Source organism: Pseudomonas jessenii, from assembly GCF_002236115.1.
In the GTDB taxonomy this organism is placed as follows: Bacteria; Pseudomonadota; Gammaproteobacteria; order Pseudomonadales; family Pseudomonadaceae; genus Aquipseudomonas; species Aquipseudomonas jessenii.
This window is the reverse complement of the sequence record NZ_NIWT01000006.1, coordinates 417,862-444,508: the sequence shown is the minus strand read 5'-3', so window position 1 is coordinate 444,508 and position 26,647 is coordinate 417,862. Positions and strand designations below refer to the sequence as shown.

23 protein-coding genes and 1 riboswitch are annotated in these 26,647 nt (G+C 61.3%); of the genes, 9 read left to right on the top strand and 14 right to left on the bottom strand.

Features of this window, described 5'->3' with window-relative positions:
• Positions 1-118 precede the first annotated feature (118 nt).
• Positions 119-1,636 carry an AhpA/YtjB family protein gene (locus PSJE_RS22080; RefSeq protein ID WP_090452799.1) on the top strand — a complete coding sequence of 506 codons (1,518 nt, stop codon included), beginning with the start codon at positions 119-121 and terminating at the stop codon, positions 1,634-1,636.
• Positions 1,637-1,888: 252 nt separating this feature from the next.
• Here the strand turns inward: PSJE_RS22080 and PSJE_RS22075 are convergent, their stop codons facing one another.
• From PSJE_RS22075 to PSJE_RS22050, 6 genes are all read right to left on the bottom strand, one after another.
• A complete protein-coding gene (locus PSJE_RS22075; RefSeq protein ID WP_090452797.1) occupies positions 1,889-2,602 on the bottom strand; it encodes a PqiC family protein in 714 nt (237 codons plus the stop codon).
• A 442-nt stretch (positions 2,603-3,044) separates the two neighbouring features.
• A complete protein-coding gene (gene parC / locus PSJE_RS22070; protein ID WP_057712258.1) occupies positions 3,045-5,312 on the bottom strand; it encodes a DNA topoisomerase IV subunit A in 2,268 nt (755 codons plus the stop codon).
• 7 nt (positions 5,313-5,319) lie between these two features.
• Positions 5,320-5,844, bottom strand: coding sequence for a retropepsin-like aspartic protease family protein (locus PSJE_RS22065; protein WP_057712259.1), 525 nt, complete (start codon positions 5,842-5,844; stop codon positions 5,320-5,322).
• Positions 5,841-6,830: an esterase-like activity of phytase family protein gene (locus PSJE_RS22060; protein WP_090452796.1), complete on the bottom strand. Its 990-nt coding sequence runs from the start codon at positions 6,828-6,830 to the stop codon at positions 5,841-5,843. Before PSJE_RS22060 ends, PSJE_RS22065 begins: the two co-directional genes overlap by 4 nt.
• Positions 6,830-8,734 carry a DNA topoisomerase IV subunit B gene (gene parE, locus PSJE_RS22055; protein ID WP_090452794.1) on the bottom strand — a complete coding sequence of 635 codons (1,905 nt, stop codon included), beginning with the start codon at positions 8,732-8,734 and terminating at the stop codon, positions 6,830-6,832. Before parE ends, PSJE_RS22060 begins: the two co-directional genes overlap by 1 nt.
• A 50-nt stretch (positions 8,735-8,784) precedes the next feature.
• A complete protein-coding gene (locus PSJE_RS22050; RefSeq protein ID WP_090452792.1) occupies positions 8,785-9,393 on the bottom strand; it encodes a YqiA/YcfP family alpha/beta fold hydrolase in 609 nt (202 codons plus the stop codon).
• A 194-nt stretch (positions 9,394-9,587) separates the two neighbouring features.
• On the opposite strand from PSJE_RS22050, the gene PSJE_RS31725 reads away from it, so the two are divergent.
• Entirely contained in the window at positions 9,588-9,893 is a 306-nt protein-coding gene (locus tag PSJE_RS31725) for an IS3 family transposase (RefSeq protein WP_008047186.1), read from the top strand.
• Positions 9,890-10,726, top strand: a complete 837-nt coding sequence (locus PSJE_RS22045) for an IS3 family transposase (RefSeq protein WP_235863926.1) — start codon at positions 9,890-9,892, stop codon at positions 10,724-10,726. Before PSJE_RS31725 ends, PSJE_RS22045 begins: the two co-directional genes overlap by 4 nt.
• A gap of 187 nt (positions 10,727-10,913) precedes the next feature.
• Here PSJE_RS22045 and cpdA read toward each other — a convergent pair whose 3' ends face one another.
• The 3 genes from cpdA to PSJE_RS22030 all read right to left on the bottom strand — a co-directional run bounded on the left by cpdA (position 10,914) and on the right by PSJE_RS22030 (position 12,902).
• Positions 10,914-11,729, bottom strand: coding sequence for a 3',5'-cyclic-AMP phosphodiesterase (cpdA, locus tag PSJE_RS22040; protein WP_090452790.1), 816 nt, complete (start codon positions 11,727-11,729; stop codon positions 10,914-10,916).
• Between the two features lie 112 nt (positions 11,730-11,841).
• Entirely contained in the window at positions 11,842-12,294 is a 453-nt protein-coding gene (locus PSJE_RS22035) for a DUF1249 domain-containing protein (protein WP_007977461.1), read from the bottom strand.
• Complete coding sequence (locus tag PSJE_RS22030; RefSeq protein ID WP_090452788.1) at positions 12,285-12,902, bottom strand: NUDIX domain-containing protein; 618 nt, start codon at positions 12,900-12,902, stop codon at positions 12,285-12,287. Before PSJE_RS22030 ends, PSJE_RS22035 begins: the two co-directional genes overlap by 10 nt.
• 224 nt (positions 12,903-13,126) lie before the next feature.
• On the opposite strand from PSJE_RS22030, the gene PSJE_RS22025 reads away from it, so the two are divergent.
• The gene (locus tag PSJE_RS22025) at positions 13,127-13,873 is read left to right on the top strand and encodes an RsiV family protein (RefSeq protein WP_057712265.1); all 747 of its coding nucleotides are present in this window, start codon (positions 13,127-13,129) and stop codon (positions 13,871-13,873) included.
• On the opposite strand, the gene cytX is transcribed toward PSJE_RS22025, so the two are convergent.
• A complete protein-coding gene (cytX, locus tag PSJE_RS22020; protein WP_057712266.1) occupies positions 13,842-15,134 on the bottom strand; it encodes a putative hydroxymethylpyrimidine transporter CytX in 1,293 nt (430 codons plus the stop codon). The genes PSJE_RS22025 and cytX overlap by 32 nt on opposite strands.
• A gap of 152 nt (positions 15,135-15,286) precedes the next feature.
• The gene (thiC, locus tag PSJE_RS22015; protein ID WP_008063536.1) at positions 15,287-17,176 is read right to left on the bottom strand and encodes a phosphomethylpyrimidine synthase ThiC; all 1,890 of its coding nucleotides are present in this window, start codon (positions 17,174-17,176) and stop codon (positions 15,287-15,289) included.
• Between the two features lie 165 nt (positions 17,177-17,341).
• A riboswitch (TPP riboswitch) is annotated at positions 17,342-17,447 on the bottom strand.
• Positions 17,448-17,652: 205 nt separating this feature from the next.
• On the opposite strand from thiC, the gene PSJE_RS22010 reads away from it, so the two are divergent.
• Positions 17,653-19,086 carry a TolC family outer membrane protein gene (locus PSJE_RS22010; RefSeq protein WP_090452786.1) on the top strand — a complete coding sequence of 478 codons (1,434 nt, stop codon included), beginning with the start codon at positions 17,653-17,655 and terminating at the stop codon, positions 19,084-19,086.
• A 121-nt stretch (positions 19,087-19,207) separates the two neighbouring features.
• Here PSJE_RS22010 and waaA read toward each other — a convergent pair whose 3' ends face one another.
• On the bottom strand, positions 19,208-20,500 hold the full coding sequence (waaA, locus tag PSJE_RS22005) for a lipid IV(A) 3-deoxy-D-manno-octulosonic acid transferase (protein WP_090452784.1): 1,293 nt from the start codon (positions 20,498-20,500) through the stop codon (positions 19,208-19,210).
• Positions 20,501-20,511: 11 nt separating this feature from the next.
• The gene (locus tag PSJE_RS22000) at positions 20,512-21,414 is read right to left on the bottom strand and encodes a LysR family transcriptional regulator (RefSeq protein WP_191622243.1); all 903 of its coding nucleotides are present in this window, start codon (positions 21,412-21,414) and stop codon (positions 20,512-20,514) included.
• A gap of 103 nt (positions 21,415-21,517) precedes the next feature.
• On the opposite strand from PSJE_RS22000, the gene PSJE_RS21995 reads away from it, so the two are divergent.
• The 4 genes from PSJE_RS21995 to PSJE_RS21980 all read left to right on the top strand — a co-directional run bounded on the left by PSJE_RS21995 (position 21,518) and on the right by PSJE_RS21980 (position 25,036).
• Positions 21,518-21,850 (top strand): DMT family transporter, encoded by a 333-nt coding sequence (locus PSJE_RS21995; protein WP_090452780.1) that lies wholly within the window; start codon positions 21,518-21,520, stop codon positions 21,848-21,850.
• A 203-nt stretch (positions 21,851-22,053) separates the two neighbouring features.
• Complete coding sequence (locus PSJE_RS21990) at positions 22,054-23,229, top strand: NAD(P)/FAD-dependent oxidoreductase (protein ID WP_057712272.1); 1,176 nt, start codon at positions 22,054-22,056, stop codon at positions 23,227-23,229.
• Complete coding sequence (locus PSJE_RS21985) at positions 23,226-24,038, top strand: aldo/keto reductase (RefSeq protein WP_090452778.1); 813 nt, start codon at positions 23,226-23,228, stop codon at positions 24,036-24,038. The genes PSJE_RS21990 and PSJE_RS21985 overlap by 4 nt, the downstream gene beginning before the upstream one ends.
• Before the next feature lie 32 nt (positions 24,039-24,070).
• Entirely contained in the window at positions 24,071-25,036 is a 966-nt protein-coding gene (locus PSJE_RS21980) for a hypothetical protein (RefSeq protein WP_057712274.1), read from the top strand.
• 181 nt (positions 25,037-25,217) lie between these two features.
• Here PSJE_RS21980 and hldE read toward each other — a convergent pair whose 3' ends face one another.
• A complete protein-coding gene (gene hldE / locus PSJE_RS21975; protein WP_090452776.1) occupies positions 25,218-26,642 on the bottom strand; it encodes a bifunctional D-glycero-beta-D-manno-heptose-7-phosphate kinase/D-glycero-beta-D-manno-heptose 1-phosphate adenylyltransferase HldE in 1,425 nt (474 codons plus the stop codon).
• Between the last annotated feature and the right edge of the window lie 5 nt (positions 26,643-26,647).

Sequence of the window (26,647 nt, the reverse complement as noted above, 5' to 3'; positions counted from 1 at the left end):
GGAAAAAAACCGCATTCTACCCACTTTCAGTGACCATCGGGCACCGTGAGCGCTTTGACGGTCTAGGGCCTGTCGCTATACTGCGCGTCAACTTCACGGACAAAAGAGCCGAGCTCAAGTGAACCGGCCCACGCCAGTAAAAACCGACAACTTCTTCCTGCTGATCTTCCGGGCACTGCGCCACCGCCGTGTACCGATTGCATTGCGCATCGCCAGCCATAACGTGATCCTGGTCGCCCTGGCTCTGGTCATCTATGCCGGTGTGATGGGCCTGCAGTTCAAGCAGACCATGCACGAGCAGGCGGATGCGCTGGGCGAAAGCCTGACCACGCAGACGGCCACCTCGGCCACCGAGCTGTTGGTGTCCAACGACATCCTCAGCCTGAACGTGCTGCTCAACAACCTGACCAAGAACAAGCTGGTGGCCCACGCCGCCATCTACAGCCCGGACAACCGCATCCTCGCCGAATCCGGCCAGCGCCCCAAGCATGGCCTGCTGGGCGAAGCCGAGGGCATGTACCAAAGCAAGATCACCTTCCAGGACGTGACTGCCGGGCAATTGCGCATCAGCCTGGACATGGACCAGTTCCAGCAGCCGATGACCATCAGCCTGCAAAGCATGGGCATTCTGAGTGCAATCCTGCTTGCCCTGTCCCTGGCCCTGAGCCTGCGCATGGGGCGTTATCTCTCCACGCCGCTGCTGCAATTGCGGGTGTGGCTGCGCAATATCGATGAATTCACCCCGGCCACCGACCGCCAGGACGAAATCGGCGACCTGGCGCGCCAGCTGCACGCCAACTTCGCCCCTGAGCCCGCCCCTGTGCCAGAACCGGAACTGGAGTTCGACGACATGGATGACGAGGCCGACCCGGCCTTCGAAGTCCGTAACCTGCGCGATCCGAGTTTCGACGAGAGCCGCCCGGTAGCGGCGCTCAAACCAGCGCCACGACAGATCGTCAGCACCGTTGAAGACGACGATGACGAAGACCCGTTCGCCGATCTGCGCGACGAGTCGCTGGACAGCACCCCACAACCGGTGATTCGCAAAGCCACGCCGAGCGTGCCGCAACACAGCGCGGTGCTGGCGGTGCAACTGGGCTCCCAGGAGCAACTGCGACGCCTGCCGCGGGCGCGTCTTGAAGAACTGCTCGAGCGCTATCGCGATTGCCTAGACCAGGCAGCTTCCCTGTATCAGGGCGAAGTAGAGACCTTGAACGATGGCAGCACGCTGATGCTGTTCCACACCGAAGACAGCGGCGACGATTACCTGACCAACGCCATTTGCTGTGGCGAGCTGCTGCGGGCCCTGGGCCACCAGTTGCAGATCGAAGTCGCGGACAGTGGCATCACCCTGCAATTGCAGCTGGGGCTGACCCTGGGCGACGAACTGTTTGGCCTGAGCCAGATCGACTTGCTGCTGACCGACCCTGCCCAGGACGCCCTGGCCCTGTCGCAACACAGCCGCAACCTGCTGCTGGTGGAGCGCAAGATCAGTGACGACGCGTTGATCCGCCAACGTGCACGGATCCGCCCGATCGCCAGCCCTGAGGGTGCTTGCTGCGTAGAGCGGTTGATGGAGCCGTATCCGTCGATGCTTGAACGGCAATTGGCGCGGATGCATGAGCGTCGAGCTTAAGCCTTAACCTCGATATGAAGAAGCCCGCAGATGAGTGATCGTCTGCGGGCTTTTTTGTTGCCTGTTCTGGCCTCTTCGCGAGCAAGCTCGCTCCCACACTTGATCCGGGTTAGCCCAAGGGTGTGCTCACTGAAGATCCCCTGTGGGAGCGAGCTTGCTCGCGAAGAGGCCAGAACAGGCGCTAGATATCTCCAACCTGTAAAAACAACAAAGCCCGCATCAATGCGGGCTTTGTATGGATTCAGTCCACACTTAGAAGCGGAACACTTCCATATCCGTACGAATAGGCGCGGCCATCGGGATCTTCGGCTGCTTTTCCTGTTCTACCGCAGGTGCTGCCGCCTTGGCTGCCGGCTTGCGTAGGGCTTCGGCGATCGGAGGCTGATTGGCCAAAGGCTTGAGCGCCACCGACAGTTGTTCGGCCAGGCGCTGCAACAACACACCCTGTGCCTGGACCTGAGCCGCCGTGGTACCGGCATGCTGTTCCTGCAAATGGATGATGCGGTTGTCGCGGACCTGCCCGCGACGGTCGATCAGGCGCCATTGCGCGTCGAGGATCGCCGGCTGTTTTTCACCCGAATCCAGGCGCGTGATGGTCAGCAGCACCTGAACGTCCGGGGTGAAGCCCAATGTCGCCGGGGCCAGCACAACGCGCTGGCTGTCCAGGCGACCTGCGACCTGGCGCAGCAGCAGTTGATCGATATCCGACGAAAGGCTGCCAGCCCAACGACCGTCGGTCGAGGCTTGCAGGCTGCCATCCGGCTGACGCTGCAACAGGGTTTCGCGTTGCAGGTAGTCGGCCACGGTGACCGGCCCCAACAATACCGCCATGCCCGCGTTCTGTGCGGGCTGAACCGGACTACCAGCGTCCAGTTGATACAACGACACCGGCTGGTGAACGCTGCAACCCGCCAGGCCAAGAACGCCGGCGAGCAAAAGAAAAAAAGGAAGGCGCAGAGCAGTCATCGTCCCATCCAGGTGGTCGCTAAAAGGCTGACCACAGTGAAAATACTCAATAAATATGAAGAACGCGCGGCAACGCCGGCGCTTGAAAGGCCATATCATCCGTGAATATGCGTTCCGACTCCAGCGTAAAGCGCCGAACTACGGGTTAATTCGTAGTTCGGCGCTTCCAGGGGGCGTTCTCGCCTAGTTTCACCACCGAGTTGTCGCCTTAAAGCGGGCCAGGCAAGGCGGAGGCCGCAGGTAATGGTTGTTCCCTTTCCAAGGCCTCCAACGCAGCCTGGCCCGCTTTAAGGCACAACCCGAAGGGCCGGGCCTGCTGTTGTGCAGGGCTGTGTTGCTCGAAGCTTATTTGGAATGACCAAACCTCGCTTCTCGCGCCTTGCCCTGCTCAACAGCAGACCCGGCGCGGCGGTGAAACTAGTCGAGAACGCCCCCAGGTCGCCTAATTGAGGTTTTCGACGAGCAGCGCATCGACCCTCTGGAAGCCACGCGGCAACTTGTTGCCACGACGACCACGTTCACCCTTGTAGTGTTCAAGATCGTCCGCTTTCAGTGACAAGGTACGTTTCCCGGCCTGCAACACCAGTGTTGCACCGTCCGGCAATACCGCGATGTCCGTCACATACTCTTCGCGACTGGCCACTCGTTCACCGGGAATCCCGATGATCTTGTTGCCTTTGCCTTTACCTAATTGTGGCAGGTCGCTGATTTTGAAGATCAGCAGGCGACCTTCGGTCGTCACCGACGCCAGCCAGTTCTGTTCACGATCGGCCACAGGGCGCGGCAGCATGACCTTGGCGTTGTTCGGCAGGCTCAACAGGGCCTTGCCCGCCTTGTTCTTGGCCTGCAGGTCTTCACCCTTGACCACGAAGCCGTAGCCGGCGTCGGAGGCGATCACGTACAGCGCATCGTCTTCCGGCATCAGCACGCACTCGAAACTCGCCCCTGGCGGCGGCGTCAGGCGACCCGTCAGCGGCTCGCCCTGGCCACGGGCCGACGGCAAGGTATGGGCGGCCACCGAATAACTGCGGCCCGTGGAGTCGATAAACACGGCAAACTGGTTGGAGCGCCCGGCTGCCAGTGCCTTGAAGCCGTCCCCGGCCTTGTAGGAAAGCCCGGTGGCGTCGATTTCGTGGCCTTTGGCTGAGCGAATCCAGCCTTTTTCCGACAACACGACCGTCACTTTCTCGTTCGGCAGCAGATCGTGCTCGGTCAGGGCCTTGGCTTCGGCGCGCTCGACAATAGGCGACCGGCGGTCATCACCGTAGGTTTCCGCGTCCTTGATCAGTTCGCTGCGCACCAGTTTTTTCAACTTGGCTTCGCTGCTCAGCAGGGCTTGCAGCTTGGCTTGTTCCTTGAGCAGTTCATCCTGCTCGGCACGCAGCTTCATCTCTTCCAGTCGCGCCAACTGACGCAGACGGGTGTCGAGGATGTAGTCGGCCTGGATTTCGCTGAGGGCGAAGCGCTCGATCAGCGCGGCTTTCGGCTGCTCCTCGGTACGGATGATGTGAATCACTTCATCCAGGTTGAGGTAGGCAATCAGCAAACCGTCCAACAGATGCAGGCGACGCTCGACCTTGTCGAGGCGGAATTGCAGGCGACGACGCACGGTCTGCACCCGGAACTCCAGCCACTCGACCAGCAGCGCCCGCAGGTTTTTCAGCTGCGGCTTGCCGTCCAGGCCGATGATGTTGATGTTGACCCGGTAGCTCGACTCCAGCTCGGTGCTGGCGAACAGGTGCTGCATCAGCGCATCGTGGTCGAAGTTTTTCCGTGCGCCCGGAATGATCACGATCCGGCAGGGGTTTTCGTGGTCGGATTCGTCACGCAGGTCGGCAATTTGCGGCGCCTTGGACGGCTTGGCCTGCATCATCGCGGCGATCTGCTCCAGCACCTTGGCGCCCGAGACCTGATGCGGCAGCGCGGTGACGATGATGTCGCCGTCTTCGATGTGATACACGGCGCGCATGCGCACAGAACCGCGACCGGTTTCGTAGATTTTCAGCAGGTCGGCGCGCGGGGTGATGATTTCCGCTTCGGTCGGGTAGTCCGGGCCCTGGATGTGTTCACAGAGCTGTTCGACCGTGGCCTTGGGCTCATCGAGCAAACGCACGCATGCCGTGGCGACTTCCCGCAGGTTGTGCGGCGGCACGTCGGTGGCCATGCCCACGGCGATACCGGTTGTGCCGTTGAGCAGGATGTTCGGCAGGCGAGCCGGCAACACCAGCGGCTCGTCCAGCGTACCGTCGAAGTTCGGGCCCCAATCCGCCGTGCCCTGGCCCAGTTCGCTGAGCAGCACTTCGGAATAACGCGACAGCCGCGCTTCGGTGTAGCGCATGGCGGCGAAGGACTTGGGATCATCCGGCGCACCCCAGTTGCCCTGGCCGTCGACCAGCGTATAGCGATAGCTGAACGGCTGGGCCATCAGCACCATGGCTTCGTAGCAGGCCGAGTCGCCGTGGGGGTGGAATTTACCGAGCACGTCACCGACGGTACGTGCCGACTTCTTGTGCTTGGAATCAGCGTCCAGCCCCAGCTCGCTCATGGCGTAGACGATACGCCGCTGTACCGGTTTCAGGCCGTCGCCGATATGCGGCAGGGCACGGTCCATGATCACGTACATGGAGTAGTTGAGGTAGGCATTTTCGGTGAAGTCAGCCAGTGACCGGCGTTCTACACCGTCCAGGCTGAGATCAAGGGAGTCGCTCATGCGGGCCTCATCGGTTCGTTGTCTGGCGCAGCAGCATGGTGCCACCGCGCTGGGTAAATTCAAGTTTGTTCAGTGCGCTCATGCCGAGCAACACTTGATCGCCATGCAGCCCCGGGGCCACCAGTGCGCGTACATCCCGCAGCACGATGTCGCCCAGTTGCAGGCGTTCAATACGGGTGCGATAGCCCTGGCTCAAGCCATTGGCCGTGCTCAGGGTCACGCCGAATCCTTCTTCGAGCTTCAAACGCTTGGCAAGGTCCGCCGGAATCGACACATCGGTCGCCCCGGTATCGAGCATGAAGTCCACCGGATGGCCGTTGATCTGACCGCTGGCGACGAAATGCCCCTGTGCATTGCTCACCAGTTTCACCTCAATGAAACCCTCGCCCTGCTCCGAGCTGACCACCACGTTCGGATTTTGCTGACGCGCTTCCCACTGGCCGAAAAAACGCGTGGCCAGAAACAACGCGGCACACCAGGCCAGTACCATAAACACCCGGCCGATGCGCTGCCCCGGGCTTCGTTGTCTCATGACTTGGCACTCCAGCCACCTTCCGGTGCAGCAAAACGCCAGACCACCGGACGGACTTCGCCATCGGCGCGAGCACCGTTGTTGTTGTCGATACCGATCCAGGCACCGTCAGCGTCCACTACCAGCGCTTCCGCGAGGCCATAATCCTGTGGATAACGCCGATTTTCCTGCAATGCCTCTTCGGCAAACGACCAGCAACGCTCGACTTTGGCGGTCAGCGCATCTCGGCGGCAGACCTCGAACGCATTGCGCTCCAAGGTAAACAGCTTGCCGTTGAACAATGACAGATCGGCAAAATCCCGAGGCATCGCTCTGGCGTGGGGAAACTGTGCGGGTTGCATTTCTTTCCCGGCTTCACTCAGCAGCACGCATCCACCATCGCAGTCCCACACCGATTGCTTGCGCTTGATCAGCAGCAACCCGCGGTTCTCGCGCTCGGCAGCCAACCACAACTGGTCACCTTCAGGATTGATTGCCAAGCCTTCGAACAGTGCATTGAAGCGCAACAACATGCCTCTGGCCCGGGCTTCGCGCGCCATGAGCGGCGAAATCTTCAGCCAGGAAGTCGGCCCGGTTGGCGGTATTTGCAACACCGCTGCATGGGATTCGCTGACCACGTAACGATTGCCGGCGCGGTCACAGGTGATGCCTTCGAAATCCAGATTGCCGCCACGCACGAACGAAGCGGCCCAGGTCCGCGAACGCAATCCCCAGGGCAACCCGCTGTCAGGTACTTCAGGTACGCCGATGCCCACGGCCTCTGCGCGCCAGACGTTGGCCTGGGTATCGAGACGATAGATCTGATCATCGTCACGGTCGGAGACCGTCCACAGCTCCTTGCCGCACTGGGCCAGCCCGGACAGGTTGCCGCCGCGCATGCCATCGACGGCATGCTCGGACAACAGACGCAGTTGCGGTGTCGGTTCGCCAGACACCGTCATTGAGGTCAGCAGCAACGCACACGCCAGGGCAAAGCCCAAGCGCATCAGCCCAGCACCTCGGCCAGGTTGCCCTTGGACTCCAGCCAGGTCTTGCGGTCACCGGCACGCTTCTTCGCCAGCAGCATGTCCATCATCTCCGAGGTAGCCTCGAAATCCTCCAGGGTCAACTGCACCAGACGCCGGGTGTTCGGGTCCATGGTGGTCTCGCGCAACTGCGGCGGGTTCATTTCGCCCAGACCCTTGAATCGGGTGACCTGCGGCTTGCCGCGCTTCTTCTCGGCCACCAGGCGATCGAGAATCCCGTCGCGCTCGGCTTCATCGAGGGCGTAGTAGATCTCTTTGCCCAGGTCGATGCGGTACAACGGCGGCATCGCGACGTAAACGTGACCGGCATCGACCAACGGGCGGAAATGCTGGACGAACAAGGCGCACAGCAAGGTCGCGATGTGCAGACCGTCGGAGTCGGCGTCGGCGAGGATGCAAATCTTGCCGTAGCGCAGCTGGCTCATGTCCGCCGCGCCCGGATCGACACCGATGGCCACGGCGATGTTGTGCACTTCCTGGCTGGCCAGCACTTCGCTGCCGTCGACTTCCCAGGTATTGAGGATCTTGCCGCGCAACGGCAGGATCGCCTGGAACTCCTTGTCCCGCGCCTGCTTGGCCGAACCGCCGGCGGAATCACCTTCGACCAGGAACAGCTCGGAACGCATCGGGTCCTGTCCGGCACAGTCGGCCAGTTTGCCCGGCAGCGCCGGGCCTTGGGTAACGCGTTTGCGCTCGACCTTCTTGCTGGCCTTGAGGCGACGGCCGGCGTTGTTGATCGCCAGTTCCGCCAGCAGCATGCCGGTTTCCGGGTTGGCATTGAGCCACAGGCTGAACGCATCCTTGACCACACCGGAGACGAACGCCGCCGCTTCACGGGACGACAGGCGCTCCTTGGTCTGCCCGGAGAATTGCGGTTCCTGCATCTTCATCGACAGAACGAAGGCGATGCGTTCCCAGACGTCTTCCGGTGCCAGCTTCACACCACGCGGCAGCAGGCTGCGGAATTCGCAGAACTCGCGCATGGCGTCGAGCAGGCCCTGACGCAGACCGTTGACATGGGTACCGCCCTGGGCCGTCGGGATCAGGTTGACGTAGCTTTCCTGCACCGCATCGCCGCCTTCCGGCAGCCACAGCAGCGCCCAATCCACGGCTTCCTTGTTACCGGCAAAAGCGCCGCAGAACGGTTCGTTCGGCAGACGCTCGAATTCGCTGACCGCATCCACCAGATAGGAACGCAGGCCGTCTTCGTAATGCCATTCGACTTTCTCGCCGGTGGCCTTGTCTTCAAAACTGACCAGCAAGCCCGGGCACAGAACGGCCTTGGCCTTGAGCACGTGCTTGAGGCGGCTGATGGAGAATTTTGGTGAGTCGAAGTATTTCGGGTCCGGCGCAAAGAACACGCTGGTCCCGGTATTGCGCTTGCCGACAGTACCGACGACTTCAAGCTCGGTGGCCTTGTAGCCATCCTTGAAGGTCATCTGGTATTCGTTGCCGTCACGTTTTACACGCACCCGCACTTCGGTGGACAAGGCGTTGACCACGGAAATACCCACCCCGTGCAAGCCGCCGGAGAACTGGTAGTTCTTGTTGGAAAACTTGCCACCGGCATGCAGCTTGGTGAGGATCAACTCGACGCCCGAAACACCTTCCTCGGGGTGAATGTCCACCGGCATGCCTCGGCCGTCATCGCTGACCTCCAGGGAATGGTCGGCATGCAGGATCACCTGCACCGATGTGGCATGCCCGGCCAAGGCTTCGTCGACACTGTTGTCGATGACTTCCTGGGCAAGGTGGTTCGGCCGACTGGTGTCGGTGTACATGCCGGGGCGTTTGCGCACCGGGTCGAGGCCCGAGAGGACTTCGATGGCGTCTGCGTTATAAGAGCTAGCGCTGGGAGTGGCCATGGGGTCTCGTCGTCAGTGTTCGGTGAAAAAAGAATTCATGGGGCTATCGCTCACAGTGCGGTGAAATCGATTGCCTGATACAAATCGGCGCCAATGCCGGCAAAACTCAACATGGCCGGCAATTGCCCGGCAAAACCCTGGAAACTGTGGTCGCCGCCGGCCTGGATACGCAAGGCGCATGCCCGGTAATACTGCTGGGCGAGGCGATAGTCCAGCGTTTCGTCAGCCGTCTGCAACCATACCTGATAACGCTGTGGATCCTGGGGCGCCGGCACTTCCAGTTCGGCCAGGGCCACCACGTGGTCGTGGGTCATTTCCCAGGTCTCTTCGGTATACAGGTTTTTCTGCGTCCCCAGAAAGCCGTCGAACATCCGGTGCGGGCTGACGGCAGGGTTGATCAACAGGGCTTTCAAGCCATGGCGCTCGGCCAGGTGAGTGGCATAGTAGCCGCCGAGCGAGCTGCCGACCAGCAGTGGCCGCCCCAGCTCGGCAATCGCTTGCTCCAGCTGCTCGATAGCCTGGCGCGGGTGATGGTGCAATGCCGGAACGCGCAAGTGTTCGCTCAGGCCCAGACGCTCCATCACCTCGACCAACTGACAGGCCTTCTTCGACAACGGCGAGCTGTTGAAGCCGTGGATATAAAGGATCGAACCGGACATTTGAGCTCCCTGTGCGTCGGCTAAAGAGGCGGAGTTTACTGTAGGAGCGAGCTTGCTCGCGATGGTCGTCAACGATAACGGTGCAAACCTGGCGCCCCGCGGCGCTCTCAGCGCTTTTCGCGAGCGAGCTGAACTGGCCTAATAATTCCGGACACCTCTTAAGGGCGATATGATTTCGCCAACTTGGAGGTTCCATGAACGAAAGAAAGGTCTATACCCGCGAGTTCAAGCTGCATGCTGCCAGCATGGTGCTTGATGATAACTGCCCGGTTCCAGACGTTTGTGCATCGCTGGATATCGGGCCCACCGCTTTACGGCGTTGGGTCGATCAGGTTCGCAAGGAGCGCGAGGGGCAGCCAGTCAAAGGCACCAAGGCGATTACCGAAGATCAGCGCCAGATCCAGGAACTAAAGGCCAAGATCAAGCGCATGGAAATGGAAGCCGAGATCTTAAAAAAGGCTACCGCTCTCTTGATGTCGGATCCCGATCGTTTTCGATGATTGCGGAACTAAGAGAGTCGTTCCCGACAGCTGTCGTGTGTCGTGTTTTCGATGTGAAGCGCAGCAGCTTTTACGAGTGGCTTCAGCGGCGAGCCCAACCGCGGATCAGGCGCGAAGAGCTCAAGCTCAAAGTGGTTGAACTGCACAGCGAAAGCCGCGAAGCCATGGGCTCCAGAATGATCAGCAAGGGCCTGAAGTCCCAAAACATTGCAGTTGGAAGAGGCCTTGTCCGAGCGCTGATGAGGGAGGCCAACATTGTCAGTAAACAACGCCAGCCTCACCCATTCAGATCCAAAGGAGTGGAAGCGTTTGTCGCGCCCAATCGGCTCAAGCGCAACTTCAAACCGGCTGCAGTCGATCAGGTCTGGTGTGGCGACGTGACCAGCTTGATGGTGGGCGAGCGCTGGGTTCATCTGGCCATCGTCATCGATTTGTTTGCTCGCCGGGTCATCGGTTGGGCATTTTCGCTGGTCAATGACGCCAACTTGGTCAGCAAGGCGCTACGCATGGCGGCAGAGGTTCGAACGTGCCCTGCGGGGCTGATGTTTCACTCGGATCAGGGTTGTCAGTACACCAGCCGCAAGTTTCAAGAAGAACTGAAGCGTCGTGACATATTGCAAAGCATGAGCCATCGCGGGCAGTGCTGGGACAACGCTCCAACAGAGCGATTTTTCGGCACGCTGAAATCAGAATGGGTGCCTCGTAGTGGCTACAGCAAGATCGAGGAAGCCAAAACCGATATGGTGCGCTTCTTCATGTACTACAACCGCACCAGGCTCCACAGCTACAACAACTATCTGTCGCCAATAGCCATGGAGCAAAAAGCGGCATAAACACCGTAACCGGTGTCCGGGATTACTTGACCAGTTCAAGCTCGCTCCTACAAGGGATTTATGAACAACGCAGATCCAATGTGGGAGCGAGCTTGCTCGCGATGGTCGTCAACGATAACGGTGCAACCTGACGCCCCACGGCGCTCTCAGGCTAATCGCGAGCGAGCTCGCTCCTACAGGGGGGGGGTCAGTAGCCGTTGGAACCGTAATCCACAGTGAAATCAAACCCGGTGACCCGCTCGACACCCGTTTCCAGCCGCCCATCGGGCAGCAACCGCAGCCAGCGATACCCGGGGGCCTGTTCCCCGACCTTGAAATCCTCACTGCCGGGCTCGAACTGGATGCAGGTCGAGGGCGAGGCGATCAAATGTACGCCGTTGCGCATCCGGTCGATTTCCTGGTGCACATGCCCCCACAACACCGCACGTACCTGCTCGAAGCGATCCAGCACGGCGAACAGCGCCTCGGGATTGCGCAAGCCTATCGGCTCCATCCATGCACAACCGATGGACACCGGGTGATGGTGGAAGCACACCAGATGATGGCGTTCCGGCGCTTCGCTCAATGAGCGGGCGAGCAACTGCAGCTGTTCATCCTGCAAATAACCCGGCACCGAGCCTGGCACCGCCGAATCGAGCAACGTGACCCGCCAGTTGCCGATATCCACCACCGGTTCGAGCAAAGCGCTCTGCACCGCCGCCTCGGCCATGATCTGCGGCTCATCGTGATTGCCGGGAATCCAGCGCGCCGGCGCATCAAGCTGACGCGTCATGTCGCGAAATTGTTGGTAGGACTCCAGCGTCCCGTCCTGGGACAGATCACCCGTGGCCAGGATCAAGTCAATCCGCGGCTGTTGCGCGCGCACCAGTTCGATGACCTTTTGCAGGCTGTCGCGGGTGTTCATGCCCAGCAACACGCCGTCCGCTTCGGCAAACAGGTGACTGTCGGAGAGTTGCACCAGCAACGCCGGATCGGCGGTGGTCAATGTGGATACGCTCGGCAAGGCGTTCTCCCAGGGCGTGATCACGGGGATGGGTAAGTGCCGCAATTATGCTGGGGGACGATCGAAAGGGGAAATCTGTGAACCTGACGCAGTTCACAACTGCTGATCACAATTAACGTACCACTTCGTACTCATGCCCCAGCGCCAGGCAATGGCTCAGCCACTCGCCCAGAAACATGTTCAGCTGGGCCTTTTCGTCCGGCTGGTGCATCGAGGCGTTCGGGTAAGGATAGATGCCGCGAAAGCGTCGTGCATGTTCGGCGCTGACCACTTCGGCCATGCGCGCGTCGTGATAGACCTGCACTTCCAGTTGCGGCACCGGCAGCCAGGGCAGGCTGTGTTCCTGACGCACTTGCAGGGTCGTGGTGTAGGGGCAGGTCAGCAGGACTTCCAGGGCCAGCACACCGAGCATCTGGTCGCCATGGGTCACGGCGATGCGCCGCGCGGCGGGCTCGCTGCGCATGTCCGGCAGCAGTCGCATCAAGCGCGCGTAGTTCGCCTCGCAGGACGCTTGCAGCCCCACCAGGTCCACCCGATAGCGATCGCGCAGCTTGTTTACGACCATAACCCCCTCACTTCAACGCGGTTCAAAGCCAGCCATTGCAAGGCAATGATGCTCGCCGCGTTGGCAATACGCCCGTCGCGCACGGCTTGCAGGGCATCTTCGAAAGCCCAGACCGTGACGCGGATGTCTTCTGCCTCTTCCTCCAGCCCATGCAGGCCGCCAACCCCGGTAGTGTCGCAACGCCCCAGGTACAGATGCACGAATTCGTTGCTGCCGCCCGGCGATGGAAAGTATTTGGTTATCGGCCAGAGCGCCCCGATTTCAAGCCCAGCTTCCTCCTGCGCTTCGCGGTGAGCAACTGCTTCCGGCACTTCATCCTTGTCGATCAGACCAGCGACCAGTTCGATCAGCCACGGGTTGTCGGTCTTGCCCATGGCGCCGACGCGAAACTGCTCGATCAGCACCACTTCATCGCGTTGTGGATCGTAAGGCAGCATGCATACCGCGTCATGGCGAACGAACACTTCACGATTGATCTCGCGACTCATGCCCCCGGCGAACAATTCGTGGCGCAAGTGCACGCGTTCGAGTTTGTAGAAGCCCTCGTAGCACTTTTCGCGCCGCACGATATCAACGGCGGTCGGAATGGCGTTGGCAAAATCCGTCATGACTATCCTCTTTTACTGCAAATCCTGTTCGAGGCTGCTTTTTTCCTGGGCCTCGACTTCGCGCCATCCTAACGCGCCCGTGACGTTTGATGCAGCCCCTTTCCCGTCAGCGGGATGGACGGTGAGGGCGAAACCCACTCTAATTAGCTTAGTGGCGAACTGACTGCTTTGTTGAGAGTCGAAGCCGGTAACTTTTTGCCTTCCCTGTTTCAGAAAGGACGCTCATGTCGCTTTTCAAAATCGCCTCCGTGGCCGCTATCGCCCTGACCCTGGGCGCTTGCGCGAGCCTGTTCCAGCCCAACTACCGGACGCCGCTGGAAACCACCCGCGACGCCTCCGAGCAACTCAAGCCCGGTTGCAGCAACCCGGATTGCCCGCTGGTCAACATCGACACCCTGCACTTCCCGGACGAGCCTGCACTGGACGGCATCATCGAAAAGCGCCTGCTGCAAATGACCCGCACCTCGCCCGACGCGCCGGTCGCCCCGACCCTGGCGGCCTATCGCGAAGAGTTTTTGCGCACCGCCGGCCCGCGCTTCAGCAGCTATCTGCAGGCAAAGGTACGTGAGCAGCATGACGGCTTGGTGATCGTCGAATTGTCCAGCTACCTGGACACCGGCGGTGCCCATGGCACCCCAGGTCGAGGGTTCATCAACTATTCACGCCAACAGCATAAAGTGCTGACGCTGTCGGACATGCTGGTGCCAGGGCAGGAAGACGCGTTCTGGAAAGCCGCGCAAGTGGCGCACAACAGCTGGCTGATCAGCACCAAGCTCGATCAGGAACCGGAGTTCGTGAAGAGCTGGCCGTTCCAGACAACCCAGAACGTGGCGCTGACCTACGGCGGGGTAATCCTCAAATACGAAACCAGCACCATCGCGCCTTACGCGCTGGGCCATGTCGAACTGAAGATCCCCTACCCTCGCCTGAACGGCATCATCAAGCCCGAGCTGTTTCCCGGCCGTAACTGAAGGCCCGACCCAGCACTAGCTGGAGCAACCCTGCCACTATCAGTGCCGGCAGGGTTGCGCCGACATCCGGATACAGGTTGGCCAACAAGTGATAGGTGCTGACCCCGCCCAGCCAGGCGAGCAGCGCCGGCCAGCGCAACGCGGCTGACGCCACCAGGCCACTGCGTTTGCGCAGGATGAAGTGATCCACCAGCACCACGCCGAACAACGGCGCAAACACCGAACCGATCAGCAGCAGGAAGTTCTGGTACTGGGCCAACGGCGCCAGCAGGGCAATCAGCGTGCAGATAACGCCGATGGCCAACGCCAGGTGCTCGACTTTGGCGCGCAACAGAATCCCGCTGGACACTGCCGCCGAGTGAATATCGGCAAAGGCGTTTTCCGATTCATCCAAAAGAATCAGCAGCAGCGGAATCCCCAGGCCGGCGCCGGCCAGCGCCAGCAGCAAGGCATTGACTTCGCCGCTCGGCGCGAACGCCAGAGTGTAGGCCACGCCCAGGCTCATCAGCCAGAAATTGCCGATGAAGAAGCCGATGGCGGTGCCGCCGAAGACGTTTTTCGCCCGCTTGCCGAAGCGCGAGTAGTCGGCGATCAGCGGCAACCACGAGAGCGGCATGGCAATGGCGATGTCGAAACCCACGGCGAACGGCATCGAACCGTCACCGGCCTGGGCCCACAATGCGGCCAGGTCAGCCTTGGCGAACAGGTTCCAGGTCAGCCAGACACACGCGGCCAGCAGCAGCCAGATACCCCATTTGCGCAGGATCTGGCGCACGAAAGTCAGCGGACCGCTGACCGCGAGCAAGGTCGCAAGGGCACCGAAAAACAGCGTCCACAGCACGGGATTGGACAGCAGGCTACCTTCGTTGAAGGCCTTCGCGCCCAGCAGGCTGGCAGCATCGCGCATGACGATGATTTCGAACGAACCCCAGCCGATCAATTGCAGCAGGTTCAGTACCGCCGGCAGGCTTGCGCCTTTGGCGCCGAGGCTGAGTTTGAGCGCGGCCATCGACGACAGGCCGGTGTCGCTACCGATCACGCCGACCGCCGCCAGCAGCAGAACGCCGACCAGGGTGCCGAGAAAAATTGCCAGCAACGAACCGGACAGGCCAAGGCCCGGCGCGAGCAATGCACCAGTCTGCAGGACCATCAGGCCGATGCCGAGGGAGAACCACAGGGAAAACAAATCACGGCCGCCGAATACGCGTTTGTCGGTCGGCACCGCGATATCGGGGGAGTAAGTGCTGGGTTGAATGCTCAAGGGTGTTATCTCAGAGGGACATTTGTTGTTTGTATGATCGTCATCGCGAGCAAGCTCGCTCCCACAGGGGACTTGCGGCGCTCACAAATCCCTTGTGGGAGCGAGCTTGCTCGCGATGGCGGCGGTGCAAGCACCGCCGCCCTCAGCTCAGATCAAACTTTCTGATACAGCTGACTGCCTTCCTGCTTGAAGCGCTCGGCCTGTTCGGCCATGCCTTGGGCGACGTCCACGTCGACCGCTTCGATCCGCTGGTTGGCCGCATACTCGCGGACTTCCTGGGTGATCTTCATCGAGCAGAATTTTGGCCCGCACATGGAGCAGAAGTGCGCCACCTTGGCCGAATCCTTCGGCAGGGTTTCATCGTGATACGAACGCGCGGTGTCCGGATCGAGCCCCAGGTTGAACTGGTCTTCCCAACGGAATTCGAAGCGCGCCTTGCTCAAGGCATTGTCGCGGATCTGTGCGCCCGGATGCCCCTTCGCCAGATCGGCGGCATGCGCGGCGATCTTGTAGGTGATGATCCCGGTCTTCACGTCATCCTTGTTCGGCAGGCCCAGGTGCTCCTTCGGCGTCACGTAGCAGAGCATGGCGCAACCAAACCAGCCGATCATCGCCGCACCGATACCGGAGGTGATGTGGTCGTAGCCCGGCGCAATGTCGGTGGTCAGCGGGCCAAGGGTGTAGAACGGCGCCTCGTCGCAGCATTCGAGCTGCTTGTCCATGTTCTCTTTGATCAACTGCATCGGCACGTGGCCCGGGCCTTCGATCATGCACTGCACGTCGTGTTTCCAGGCAATCTTGGTCAGCTCGCCGAGGGTCTCCAGTTCGCCGAACTGCGCTTCGTCGTTAGCGTCGGCAATCGAGCCCGGACGCAGGCCATCGCCCAGCGAGAAGCTGACGTCGTAGGCCTTCATGATTTCGCAGATGTCTTCGAAATGGGTGTAGAGGAAGTTCTCTTTGTGGTGCGCCAGGCACCACTTGGCCATGATCGAACCGCCACGGGAGACGATGCCGGTCACGCGCTTGGCGGTCATAGGCACGTAGCGCAACAGAACGCCGGCGTGGATGGTGAAGTAGTCGACACCCTGCTCGGCCTGCTCGATCAGCGTGTCGCGGAACAGCTCCCAGGTCAGGTCTTCGGCCACGCCGCCGACTTTTTCCAGGGCCTGGTAGATCGGCACCGTACCGATCGGCACCGGCGAGTTACGGATGATCCACTCGCGGGTTTCGTGGATGTGCTTGCCCGTGGACAGGTCCATGACCGTGTCCGAACCCCAGCGAATGCCCCAGGTCAGTTTCGCCACTTCTTCTTCGATGGACGAACCCAGTGCACTGTTGCCGATGTTGCCGTTGATCTTCACCAGGAAGTTACGGCCGATGATCATCGGTTCCAGTTCGGTGTGGTTGATGTTGGCCGGAATGATCGCCCGGCCACGGGCGATTTCGTCACGGACGAATTCCGGGGTGATGATTTTCGGCACACTGGCGCCGAAGCTGTGGCCGGCGTGTTGCTGGTCCAGCAGGCCGGCGGCACGGGCCACTTCCAGCTTCATGTTTTCGCGGATGGCGACGTATTCCATCTCGGCGGTGATGATGCCTTTGCGCGCATAGTGCATCTGGCTGACGTTGGCGCCCGGCTTGGCGCGGCGCGGGTTGTTGACGTGGGCGAAGCGCAGCTTGGTCAGCTCCGGATCGGCAAGTCGCTCCTGGCCAAAATTCGAACTCAGGCCGCTCAGGCGCTCGGTGTCACCACGGGATTCGATCCACGGCGAACGCACATCGGCCAGGCCTTTGCGCACATCGATGATGACATTGGGGTCGGTGTACGGGCCCGAGGTGTCATACACCACCACCGGTGCGTTGACCTCGCCACCGAAGTCGGTCGGCGTCACGTCCAGGCTGATTTCGCGCATCGGCACGAGGATGTCCGGGCGAGTGCCCTGAACATAGATTTTTTGCGAGCGGGTAAACGGCTGAACCGATTGCTGATCGACCTTGGCCGAATCACTCAGGTTGGTGGCGATTTTTGCTTTTGTAGTCATCACGGGCTCTCCAGACACACATCCAGGCAGTGGATTTTTGTCGGAGCGAACCTGTAAACGAATGGACGCACGGGCACTGGGAAAACCAGCTGTGCTGTGCTCAGTGCTCGAGGGGTGTTCGATTGTCGAACAACATCCCGGACGAAGCACAAGAGGACTCGCCGGGTGACGAGAAATCTTGTTCCCTACGCAGGCGCTAACCTGATCAGGTTCAACGGGATCCGAAATTATTCGATCTCAGCCTCAAAGCAAGGCACCCCGACAAGAACCCGGCCAGTCTAGACACAACTGGCAAAGAACGCCAACCCCACGGCAAACACCATGATGAATGGCGTAATTACACGCAGTATCAGGATTGTTGCCGTCCGAATGCACAACTACACTCGCTACGCTGAGCCGCGCATTGACGCTGTCAAAGCAGGGCCTTAGCCTTGGCGCTCAAATTACCTCTGTAATATCAATTCTAGGGATCGTCTATGCTGCGCAAACTCTCACTGGCCCTCGCCGTGTCTTGTGCGTCCAACGGAATGGCCTGGGCAGCAGATGTGCCCTTATCGGCCAAGACGGACCTGGTCAGCGTTTATCAAGAAGCCGTCAACAACAACGCCGACCTGGCGGCTGCCATCGCCCAATATGGCGCGCAGAAAGAAGTCGTGCCCCAGGCTCGCGCCGGGCTGCTGCCGAACCTCTCGGGCGGCGCCAATGTTTCCGAGGTGCGTACGTCGCTCGATCAACCTTCGGGCACGACCAACCGCGACGCTCATTCCTACCAGGCCACTTTGGCGCAGCCGTTGTTCCGCGCCGATCGCTGGTTCCAGTTCCAGGCCGCCAAGGAAGTCAACGAACAGGCCGCCCTGCAACTCTCGGCGACCGAGCAAAACCTGATCCTGCAAACCGCTGACAGCTATTTCAACGTGCTGCGCAGCCAGGACAACCTGGCTTCGACCAAGGCCGAAGAAGCGGCGTTCAAACGCCAGCTCGATCAATCCAATGAGCGTTTCGATGTCGGCCTCTCGGACAAGACCGACGTATTGAACTCACAGGCCAGCTACGACACCGCTCGCGCCAACCGCATCGTTGCGCAGCGCCAGGTGGACGACGCCTTTGAAGCATTGATTACCCTGACCAACCGTCAGTACAACTCGATCTGGGGCATCAGGCATGACTTGCCGATCCTGCCTCCAGTACCGAACGACGCCAAGGCCTGGGTCGAAACCGCGGGCAGGCAGAACCTCAATCTGTTGGCCAGCAACTATGCCGTCAGCGCCGCCGAGCAAACCCTCAAGCAACGCAGGTCCGGTCACTTGCCAACGGTTGACGCGATCGCCAAGTACGAGAAAGGCGACAACGACGCACTGGGCTTCAGCAACCCGAACAACCTGCCCCAGGCGTATGGCGGCAACGTCGAGCAAACGACCGTGGGCCTGCAACTGAACATCCCGATCTACAGCGGTGGCCTGATCAACTCCCAGGTGCGTCAGTCCTATGCACAACTGGACCAGACCGAACAGCAACGCGAATCCCTGCGCCGCAGCATCGTGGAAAACACCCGCGACCTGCACCGCGCGGTGAACACCGATGTCGAGCAGGTACAGGCGCGCAAGCAATCGATCATCTCCAACCAGAGCGCGGTGGAAGCGACTGAAATCGGCTATCAGGTGGGTACGCGAAACATCGTCGACGTGCTGGATGCGCAGCGCTCGCTCTACACCTCGGTGCGCGACTACAACAACACCCGCTACGACTACATCCTCGACAACCTGCGCTTGAAGCAACAGGCCGGTACGTTGAATCCGGGGGACCTGCAAACCCTGGCTCGCTGGCTCAACCCGAACTACAACCCGGACAAGGACTTCCTGCCTCCGGATCTGGCCAAGGCGGCAGAGGAGCAGTTGAAAGCGCGACCTTGACCATCAGAGTTCAAGGCAGCACAAACCTTGTGGGAGCGAGCTTGCTCGCGATAGCGGACTGACAGGCAACTTAGGTGTTGGATGTACAGCCGCCATCGCGAGCAAGCTCGCTCCCACAGGATCAGCGGCGAACTGAAGACTTGTCGATCAACCGCCCCAACCCGTCCAGCAACCGCTGCAACGCCCCCTGATTGGTGCGCATCACCGTCAACCCAGCTTCAGCCATGCGCTGCGCATCTCGCGGCAGTTCGAACAGTCGCTGCACCGCCACCGCCAGCCCTTCGGCATCTTCCACTTCCTGCAACGCCCCGGCACTGCGCAACTGCGCGGCGATTTCGAGGAAGTTGAAAAGATGCGGACCGCTCAACACCGGTTTAGCCAGGGCCGCCGGCTCCAGCAGGTTATGCCCGCCATTCGGCACCAGGCTGCCACCGACAAATGCGCTGTCCGCCAGGGCGTAGAGAAACAGCAACTCGCCCATGGTGTCGCCCAGCAGCACTGAAGTATTCGCACTGACCGCATCGCCGCTGGAACGCCGGACCGTGGCAAACCCTTGTTGCTGGCACAACCCGAACACCGAATTGAAGCGCTCAGGATGACGCGGCACCAAAATCAGCAGGGCATCGGGGTGACTGGCCAGCAACTGACGATGGGCCGCCAGCACCACCTCGTCTTCGCCGTCATGGGTACTGGCCGCGATCCACACCGGTCGTTCCAGCGCCTGCCATTGCCCGCGCAACTCAACGGCGCGCTCCAGCAGTTGCGGGTCGATGGTCAGGTCGAACTTGATCGAACCGGTCACTTCGACGGTTTCCGTCCGCGCACCCAGGTCGCACAAGCGCTGGGCCTCGGCTTCGGTCTGCACCGCGAACAGACTCATCTCGGCCAGCATCGGCTGGGTCAGCCTGGGGAACCGGCCGTAACCTCTGGCCGAACGCTCGGACAGCCGCGCATTGGCCAACGCGACGGGGATCCCGCGCTTGGCACATTGATGGATGTGGTTGGGCCACAGTTCGGTTTCCATGATCACCGCCAATTTCGGCTGGACCCGATCGAGGAAGCGCCGGGCAGCGCAAGGCAGGTCATAGGGCAGATAACAGTGCTGGATGCGCGGCTCATTGGCGAACAGTGCATGGATGCGTTCCGAACCGGTCGGGGTCATGCAGGTCACGGTGATCGGCAGATTCGGATAACGCGCCAGCAAGGCGCGAATCATCGGCGCGGCCGCAATGCTTTCGCCCACCGACACGGCGTGCACCCAGATGCCGCCCGGTTTCATCGTCGGCATCCCGTAGGAAAAGCGCTCGCCGATGCGCCTGGCATACGCCGGCGCCTTGCGCGCGCGTAGCCAAAGCCGAATCGCTACCAATGGCAGCCCCAGATAAAACAGCGCGGTGTAGAGAGTTCTATTCATGGCGGCGGAGTTTATCGGCTTTTTTCGCCTATCGTCTGCAAGTGCACGGCAAAACGTTCGGCGAGCCAGCGCGCGGCCGGACCGAGCGGTTCATCCCGGCGCCATACCAGTTCCACCACCAGGGCCGGCGGGGTCCATTCGCTGACCAGTTCGACCATCTGGTTCTGATAGGTCGGGTACTGCACCACGTGGCGTGGCAACCAGGCCCAGCCGAGGCCGCGCACCAGCCATTCGGCCATCACATAAAAGCTGTCGGCGCGCCAGACCTGCGGGCTGGCCGGATCACTGCCGGGATAAATGCTCGACTCTGTGGACATCAGCAACTGCCGATGTTGCGCCAGTTGCTGGCCGTCCACTGCGCCCTTGCGCGCCAACGGATGATCCTTGCCGCACACCGTGACCATTTCCACGCTGCCCAGCACCCGCCGCTCAAGTGCCTCGGGAATCTGATCGTGAAAGAACAGCAACCCCAGATCGGCGCGCCGCTCCACCAGCTTGCGCGCGACATCGCCTTGGGCAGCGCTGGTCAGTTGCACTTCAAGACTGGGGAATTTTTCCGCCAGGGCTTCGAAGCTTTCGATGATCGGCTGATAAGGCATCGCCTCATCCTGTGCCACACGCAGTCGAGCTTCCTGCCCGCGCATCATCGCCAGCGCCCGGCCATTGAGCCGTTCGCACTGGCGCAACACTTCCCGCGCTTCGTCCAGCAAAGCCGTGCCGGCTTCAGTGAGTTTCGGCTGACGGCCGCTGCTGCGGTCGAACAGGCTGACGCCCAGGTCTTCTTCCAGCAACGCTATCGAACTGCTGACCGCCGACTGCGCCTTGCGCTGATCGCGCGCCACAGCAGAAAACGAACGCTGCTCCGCTACGCTCACAAACAACCGCAGCTGCTCCAGATTCCATTGCATGCTCATGGCTCAACCCATCTCTCAAACAGATAGGTAATGACTTTACCGCATCTGGCGAATCTCTAGAATGCCGACCTCAGAGAGCAACACTTCACACGAGGATTGACCCATGACCGCTTACTACTTCCTGGCCATTGCCATCTGCGCCGAAGTGATTGCCACTGTTTCGATGAAAGCGGTCAAAGGCTTCAGCACCCCGCTGCCACTGGTGCTGGTCATCGTCGGGTACGGGATCGCCTTCTGGATGCTGACCCTGGTGGTGCGCAGCGTTCCGGTGGGCGTGGCGTACGCCGTGTGGGCCGGCATGGGGATCGTGATGGTCAGCATCGCAGCGCTGTTTATCTATGGGCAGAAGCTGGACGTGCCGGCGATGATGGGGATGGCGCTGATTGTGCTGGGTGTTGTGGTCATCCAGCTCTTCTCCAAGACTGCCGGGCACTAGAGCTCGAAACACGCCCCCCCCTGTGGGAGCGAGCTTGCTCGCGATGACGGCATGGCATTCAGCATCAATGTTGACTGACCCACCGCTATCGCGAGCAAGCTCGCTCCCACAGGGTTACTCGTTGACTCGAGAGTACTGGCGTCAGCCCCTCCAATCTTCGAGTCTGTATACTGCGCCCTCGTCTTGAACACAGAGGTCGCCGAATGCCATCCGTTATTTCCACCGACGTGCTGATTGTCGGCGCTGGTGTCGCCGGCCTCTGGCTGAATGCGCGCCTGCGTCGCCAGGGTTTTTCGACCGTGCTGGTGGAAAGCGCCAGCCTCGGCGGCGGGCAGAGTGTCAAGTCCCAGGGCATCATCCACGGGGGCGCCAAATACGCGCTGCATGGCGCCCTGACCGGCGCCTCGGAAGCCATCGCCGACATGCCGCGCCGCTGGCGTGAAGCCTTGGCTGGCGACGGCGAACTGGACCTGTCCGGGGTGCGACTGTTGTCCGAAGCCCATTACCTCTGGTCCCCTGGCACCCTCGCCGGCAACCTCACCAGTTTCTTCGCCAGCAAAGCCGTGCGCGGCCGCGTCGATCAGGTCAAGGGCGAGCAATTGCCGCCAGCCCTGCAAGACAAACGTTTCAAGGGCAAGGTCTATCGCCTGGCGGAACTGGTGGTCGACGTGCCAAGCCTGATCCAGCGCCTGGCCGATCTGGCCGGAGATGGCTTGCTCGCCGGGCAGAAGATCGAGCCGCTGCTCGAAGGCGGCGTGCTGGTCGGCCTGAAGGTGGACGAGCGCGAGATCCGTGCCCAACGCATCGTCCTGAGCGCCGGCGCCGGAACCGCGGCATTGCTTGAAACGCTGGGCCTGAGCCAGCCCGCCATGCAGCGCCGCCCGTTGCACATGATCATCGCCAAGGGGCCAAGCCTCAAACCGCTGTACGCCCACTGCCTGGGTGGTGGCACCAAACCGCGCATCACCGTGACCACGCACCCGGCGGCGGATGGCCAATGGGTCTGGTACCTGGGCGGCGATATCGCGGAATCCGAAGGCGTGACCCGTGAGCCCGCCGAGCAGATCGCCACCGCACAGAAAGAACTAGGTCAATTGCTGCCATGGATCGACCTGAGCACAGTGCAATGGGCCACCTTGCGCGTGGATCGCGCCGAACCGCTGCAATCAGGCCTGACCCGCCCCGACAACGCCTTTGTGGCCGAGGAAGGCCGACTGCTGGTGGGCTGGCCGACCAAACTCGCCCTGGCCCCGGACTTCGCCGACCGGGTGATCGCCAGCCTGACCCGCGACGGTATCCAGCCAAGCCACCCGGCAGCACTGCCTGAACTGCCGAAGCCGCCGATGGGCGTACCGGCCTGGGAGCAACTGCTGCCATGAGCCAACCGACCCTGCACGACCTGCATCGCCCGTTGGGCAGCACCGGCCTGCTGGTTTCACCCCTGGGCCTGGGCACCGTGAAACTGGGCCGCGACCAAGGGGTGAAGTACCCCAACGGCTTTCAGATTCCCGATGACGATGAAGCACGCAGGCTGCTCAAACTCGCCCGCGACCTGGGCATCAACCTGATCGACACCGCCCCGGCCTATGGTCGCAGCGAAGAACGCCTCGGCCCGTTGCTGCGCGGTCAGCGTCAGGATTGGGTGATTGTCAGCAAGGTCGGCGAGGAGTTTGCCGACGGCCAGTCCCGTCACGATTTCAGCGCCGCGCACACTCGTATGTCGGTGGAACGCAGTCTGCAACGCCTGGAAACCGACTTCATCGACCTGGTGCTGGTGCACTCCGATGGTAACGACCTGGCGATCCTCAATGACTGCGAAGTCTACGACACCCTCGCCGCGCTCAAGGCCGAAGGCAAGATTCGCGGCTTCGGCTTTTCCGGCAAAACCGTCGACGGTGGCCTCAAGGCACTGGAGCAAGGCGATTGCGCGATGGTCACCTACAATCTGAACGAACAAAACGAGAAGGCCGTCATTGACTATGCTGCTGCACACGGCAAAGCCATTCTGGTCAAGAAAGCCCTCGCCAGTGGTCATGTCTGCCTGAGTCCGGGCGTGGATCCGGTGCGCGCCAGTTTCGAGTTGTTGTTTGAACATCCGGGTGTTGCCAGTGCTATTGTCGGGACCATCAATCCGCTGCACCTCGCCCACAATGTCGCGACCGTTGCCCAGGTCCTACGTAGCCACTGACGCCGCTCACGCGGCCTTAAGCAGGAGCCGACATGTCGCGTACGCTCATCAGAAAGAACCCGAGCAACTTCAAGACCCTGCCGTTATTCGTCGAAGCGACCCCCGAAGGCCTGGCTTATCAGAGCGTCGGCAGGCCGCTGAATTTCTCCCAGACCCTGCAACGTCGTCGGCCGGTGACGGTTGGCGACAGCGAACGGTTTGCCCTGGAGTTGGCCAACCTCGGGGTTTCGGTGCGCCTGACCCTGCATTGGCAGAATCGCGACTATTGGGTGCTGGTGCGCCAACGCCGGCAGGACCGTGGCGATGTGGTACTCAAGCTGATCTCCGGTTACGTGCCCGCCCATGAACTGAATCTGCCCTTGCACACGGCGATCCAGGAGATAGCCGAAGAATGCCTGCTGGAAACCCCGGAAGGCTGGCTCGGTGGGCGGTTCAACGACACCTGGCTGCCAGCGCCCTACTCGGCCGCCCTGCATTACCGTGAAGCCCTGCCGTTTCGCTTGTCGCCACTGTCTGGCTCGGCGCGACCGGTACGTTGCGCCAACCTGATGCTGATGGAGCGTCCGCGGGCTTACGTGCATTTGCCAACGGCGTCACTGCAACTGATCTACGACTTGCGCCTGGACGTTCCCAAGGAAGCCAAATCCCTGAGCCTGTTCCATGTCGATGAACGACTGGAAGGCGATCAACTCGTCGCCCGCCTCGACCGCAAGCGCCCCGATCTGTACTTGATGCCCTTGCAGGACGGCCACCCGATGGCTGAGCTCTACACCTTGAAAAAGGATCAGCTGTGTCCCGCCAGCACGCGCGGACTGTACCTGGCCGAGAGTTTTGCCCGACAGGAAGGCTGGCTGGTTCGCGACGAGCGAATTCGCTGGAAGGACTGGGTGAGGCAGCAGGGCCTGACCCCGCCGGGGAAGGATTCGGGCCTGGCGCGGTTACGCGGGAAGGCCAAGCTGTTGCTGAAGAAAATAGTGCCGCGTAAAGCGGCACGATAGGAAGATCACGTGGATTCTTGTGGCGAGGGGGCTTGCCCCCGTTCGGCTGCGAAGCAGTCGTAGAACCCGTGCATGCGGTGTACCTGATACCCCGCAGTTGCAGGTTTTAGGGTCGCTTCGCAACCCAACGGGGGCAAGCCCCCTCGCCACAGCAAGCCCCCTCGCCACAGGTGGCCGCAGATTATTCAGACTTGCGGATCTTCTCGACAATCGCGGTGGTCGAGCTGTTTTCCACCAGCCCCAGCACTTTCACGGTACCGCCATAGGCCGTCACGATGTCCGCGCCGACCACCTGGTCGATGCCGTAGTCGCCGCCCTTGACCAGCACGTCCGGCTTGACCGCGCTCAGCAGGTTTTCCGGGGTGCCTTCCGAGAAGCTGATCACCCAGTCCACCGCACCCAGGCCGGCCAGTACGGCCATGCGCCGGTCGACACTGTTGATCGGACGGCCTGGCCCTTTCAGGCGGCTGACCGATGCATCGTCGTTGATCGCCACGATCAGGCGATCGCCTTGGGCCCGCGCCTGCTCCAGATAGGTCACATGACCGGCGTGCAGGATGTCGAAGCAACCGTTGGTGAACACGATCCGCTCGTTGTGCGCGCGGGCATCATCGACCGCCAGCAACAACTGCTCAAGGCCCAGCACTCCACGCTCGGAACCTTCCTCACGCTGAATCGCACGACGCAGTTCAGGCGCACTGATGGCCGCCGTACCGAGCTTGCCGACCACAATACCGGCCGCCAGGTTGGCCAGGGCCACCGCGTGGGGCAACTCCTCACCCGCAGCAATCGCGGCCGCCAGGGTGGAAATTACTGTGTCGCCGGCACCGGTCACGTCAAACACTTCACGGGCCCGGGCCGGCAAGTGCAGCGCTGGATGATCCGGGCGCAGCAAGGTCATGCCGTGCTCGCCACGGGTCACCAGCAAGGCACCGAGGTCCAGGTCGTGCATCAGTTGCGCGCCCTTGCTCACCAATTCGTGCTCATCGGCGCAACCACCGACGATGGTTTCGAATTCGTTGAGGTTTGGCGTGATCAGGCTCGCACCACGGTAGATCGAGAAATCCTTGCCCTTGGGATCGGCCAGCACCGGAATGCCGCGGGCACGGGCAGCCTGGATCAGCGCCTGATGGTTTTTCAGCGCGCCTTTGCCATAGTCGGACAGCACCAGCACCTTGATGCCTTCGAGCAACTCATCGACCTGCGCGGCCAGCGCCAGCGCGTCGGTGGCGAAGGGTTCTTCGAAGTCGATACGCAGCAATTGCTGGTGACGGCTCATGACCCGCAGCTTGACGATGGTCGGCTGGTGCGCAATGCGCTGGAAGATGGCCCGCACGCCGGCGCCCTTGAGGCTGTTGACCAGGCTGTTGGCGGCTTCATCGTCACCGGTGACACCGACCAGCGAAGCCGGAGCCCCCAGGGCGGCAATGTTCAAGGCAACGTTGGCAGCACCGCCCGGGCGGTCTTCGATGTGATCGACCTTGACCACCGGCACCGGTGCCTCAGGAGAAATCCGTGAGGTACCACCATGCCAGTAACGGTCGAGCATGACATCGCCGACTACCAAGACAGGGGCTTGATCGAATCGCGGCATGGACAACTTCATGGTGC

Excerpts from the sequence above, each read along its gene's own strand:
- PSJE_RS22075 (WP_090452797.1), bottom strand. The coding sequence starts at position 2,602 with ATGACTGCTCTGCGCCTTCCTTTTTTTCTTTTGCTCGCCGGCGTTCTT.
- parC (WP_057712258.1), bottom strand. The coding sequence starts at position 5,312 with ATGAGCGACTCCCTTGATCTCAGCCTGGACGGTGTAGAACGCCGGTCA.
- PSJE_RS22065 (WP_057712259.1), bottom strand. The coding sequence starts at position 5,844 with ATGAGACAACGAAGCCCGGGGCAGCGCATCGGCCGGGTGTTTATGGTA.
- PSJE_RS22060 (WP_090452796.1), bottom strand. The coding sequence starts at position 6,830 with ATGCGCTTGGGCTTTGCCCTGGCGTGTGCGTTGCTGCTGACCTCAATG.
- parE (WP_090452794.1), bottom strand. The coding sequence starts at position 8,734 with ATGGCCACTCCCAGCGCTAGCTCTTATAACGCAGACGCCATCGAAGTC.
- PSJE_RS22050 (WP_090452792.1), bottom strand. The coding sequence starts at position 9,393 with ATGTCCGGTTCGATCCTTTATATCCACGGCTTCAACAGCTCGCCGTTG.
- PSJE_RS31725 (WP_008047186.1), top strand. The coding sequence starts at position 9,588 with ATGAACGAAAGAAAGGTCTATACCCGCGAGTTCAAGCTGCATGCTGCC.
- PSJE_RS22045 (WP_235863926.1), top strand. The coding sequence starts at position 9,890 with ATGATTGCGGAACTAAGAGAGTCGTTCCCGACAGCTGTCGTGTGTCGT.
- PSJE_RS22035 (WP_007977461.1), bottom strand. The coding sequence starts at position 12,294 with ATGGTCGTAAACAAGCTGCGCGATCGCTATCGGGTGGACCTGGTGGGG.
- PSJE_RS22030 (WP_090452788.1), bottom strand. The coding sequence starts at position 12,902 with ATGACGGATTTTGCCAACGCCATTCCGACCGCCGTTGATATCGTGCGG.
- PSJE_RS22025 (WP_057712265.1), top strand. The coding sequence starts at position 13,127 with ATGTCGCTTTTCAAAATCGCCTCCGTGGCCGCTATCGCCCTGACCCTG.
- thiC (WP_008063536.1), bottom strand. The coding sequence starts at position 17,176 with ATGACTACAAAAGCAAAAATCGCCACCAACCTGAGTGATTCGGCCAAG.
- PSJE_RS22010 (WP_090452786.1), top strand. The coding sequence starts at position 17,653 with ATGCTGCGCAAACTCTCACTGGCCCTCGCCGTGTCTTGTGCGTCCAAC.
- waaA (WP_090452784.1), bottom strand. The coding sequence starts at position 20,500 with ATGAATAGAACTCTCTACACCGCGCTGTTTTATCTGGGGCTGCCATTG.
- PSJE_RS22000 (WP_191622243.1), bottom strand. The coding sequence starts at position 21,414 with ATGAGCATGCAATGGAATCTGGAGCAGCTGCGGTTGTTTGTGAGCGTA.
- PSJE_RS21995 (WP_090452780.1), top strand. The coding sequence starts at position 21,518 with ATGACCGCTTACTACTTCCTGGCCATTGCCATCTGCGCCGAAGTGATT.
- PSJE_RS21990 (WP_057712272.1), top strand. The coding sequence starts at position 22,054 with ATGCCATCCGTTATTTCCACCGACGTGCTGATTGTCGGCGCTGGTGTC.
- PSJE_RS21985 (WP_090452778.1), top strand. The coding sequence starts at position 23,226 with ATGAGCCAACCGACCCTGCACGACCTGCATCGCCCGTTGGGCAGCACC.
- PSJE_RS21980 (WP_057712274.1), top strand. The coding sequence starts at position 24,071 with ATGTCGCGTACGCTCATCAGAAAGAACCCGAGCAACTTCAAGACCCTG.
- hldE (WP_090452776.1), bottom strand. The coding sequence starts at position 26,642 with ATGAAGTTGTCCATGCCGCGATTCGATCAAGCCCCTGTCTTGGTAGTC.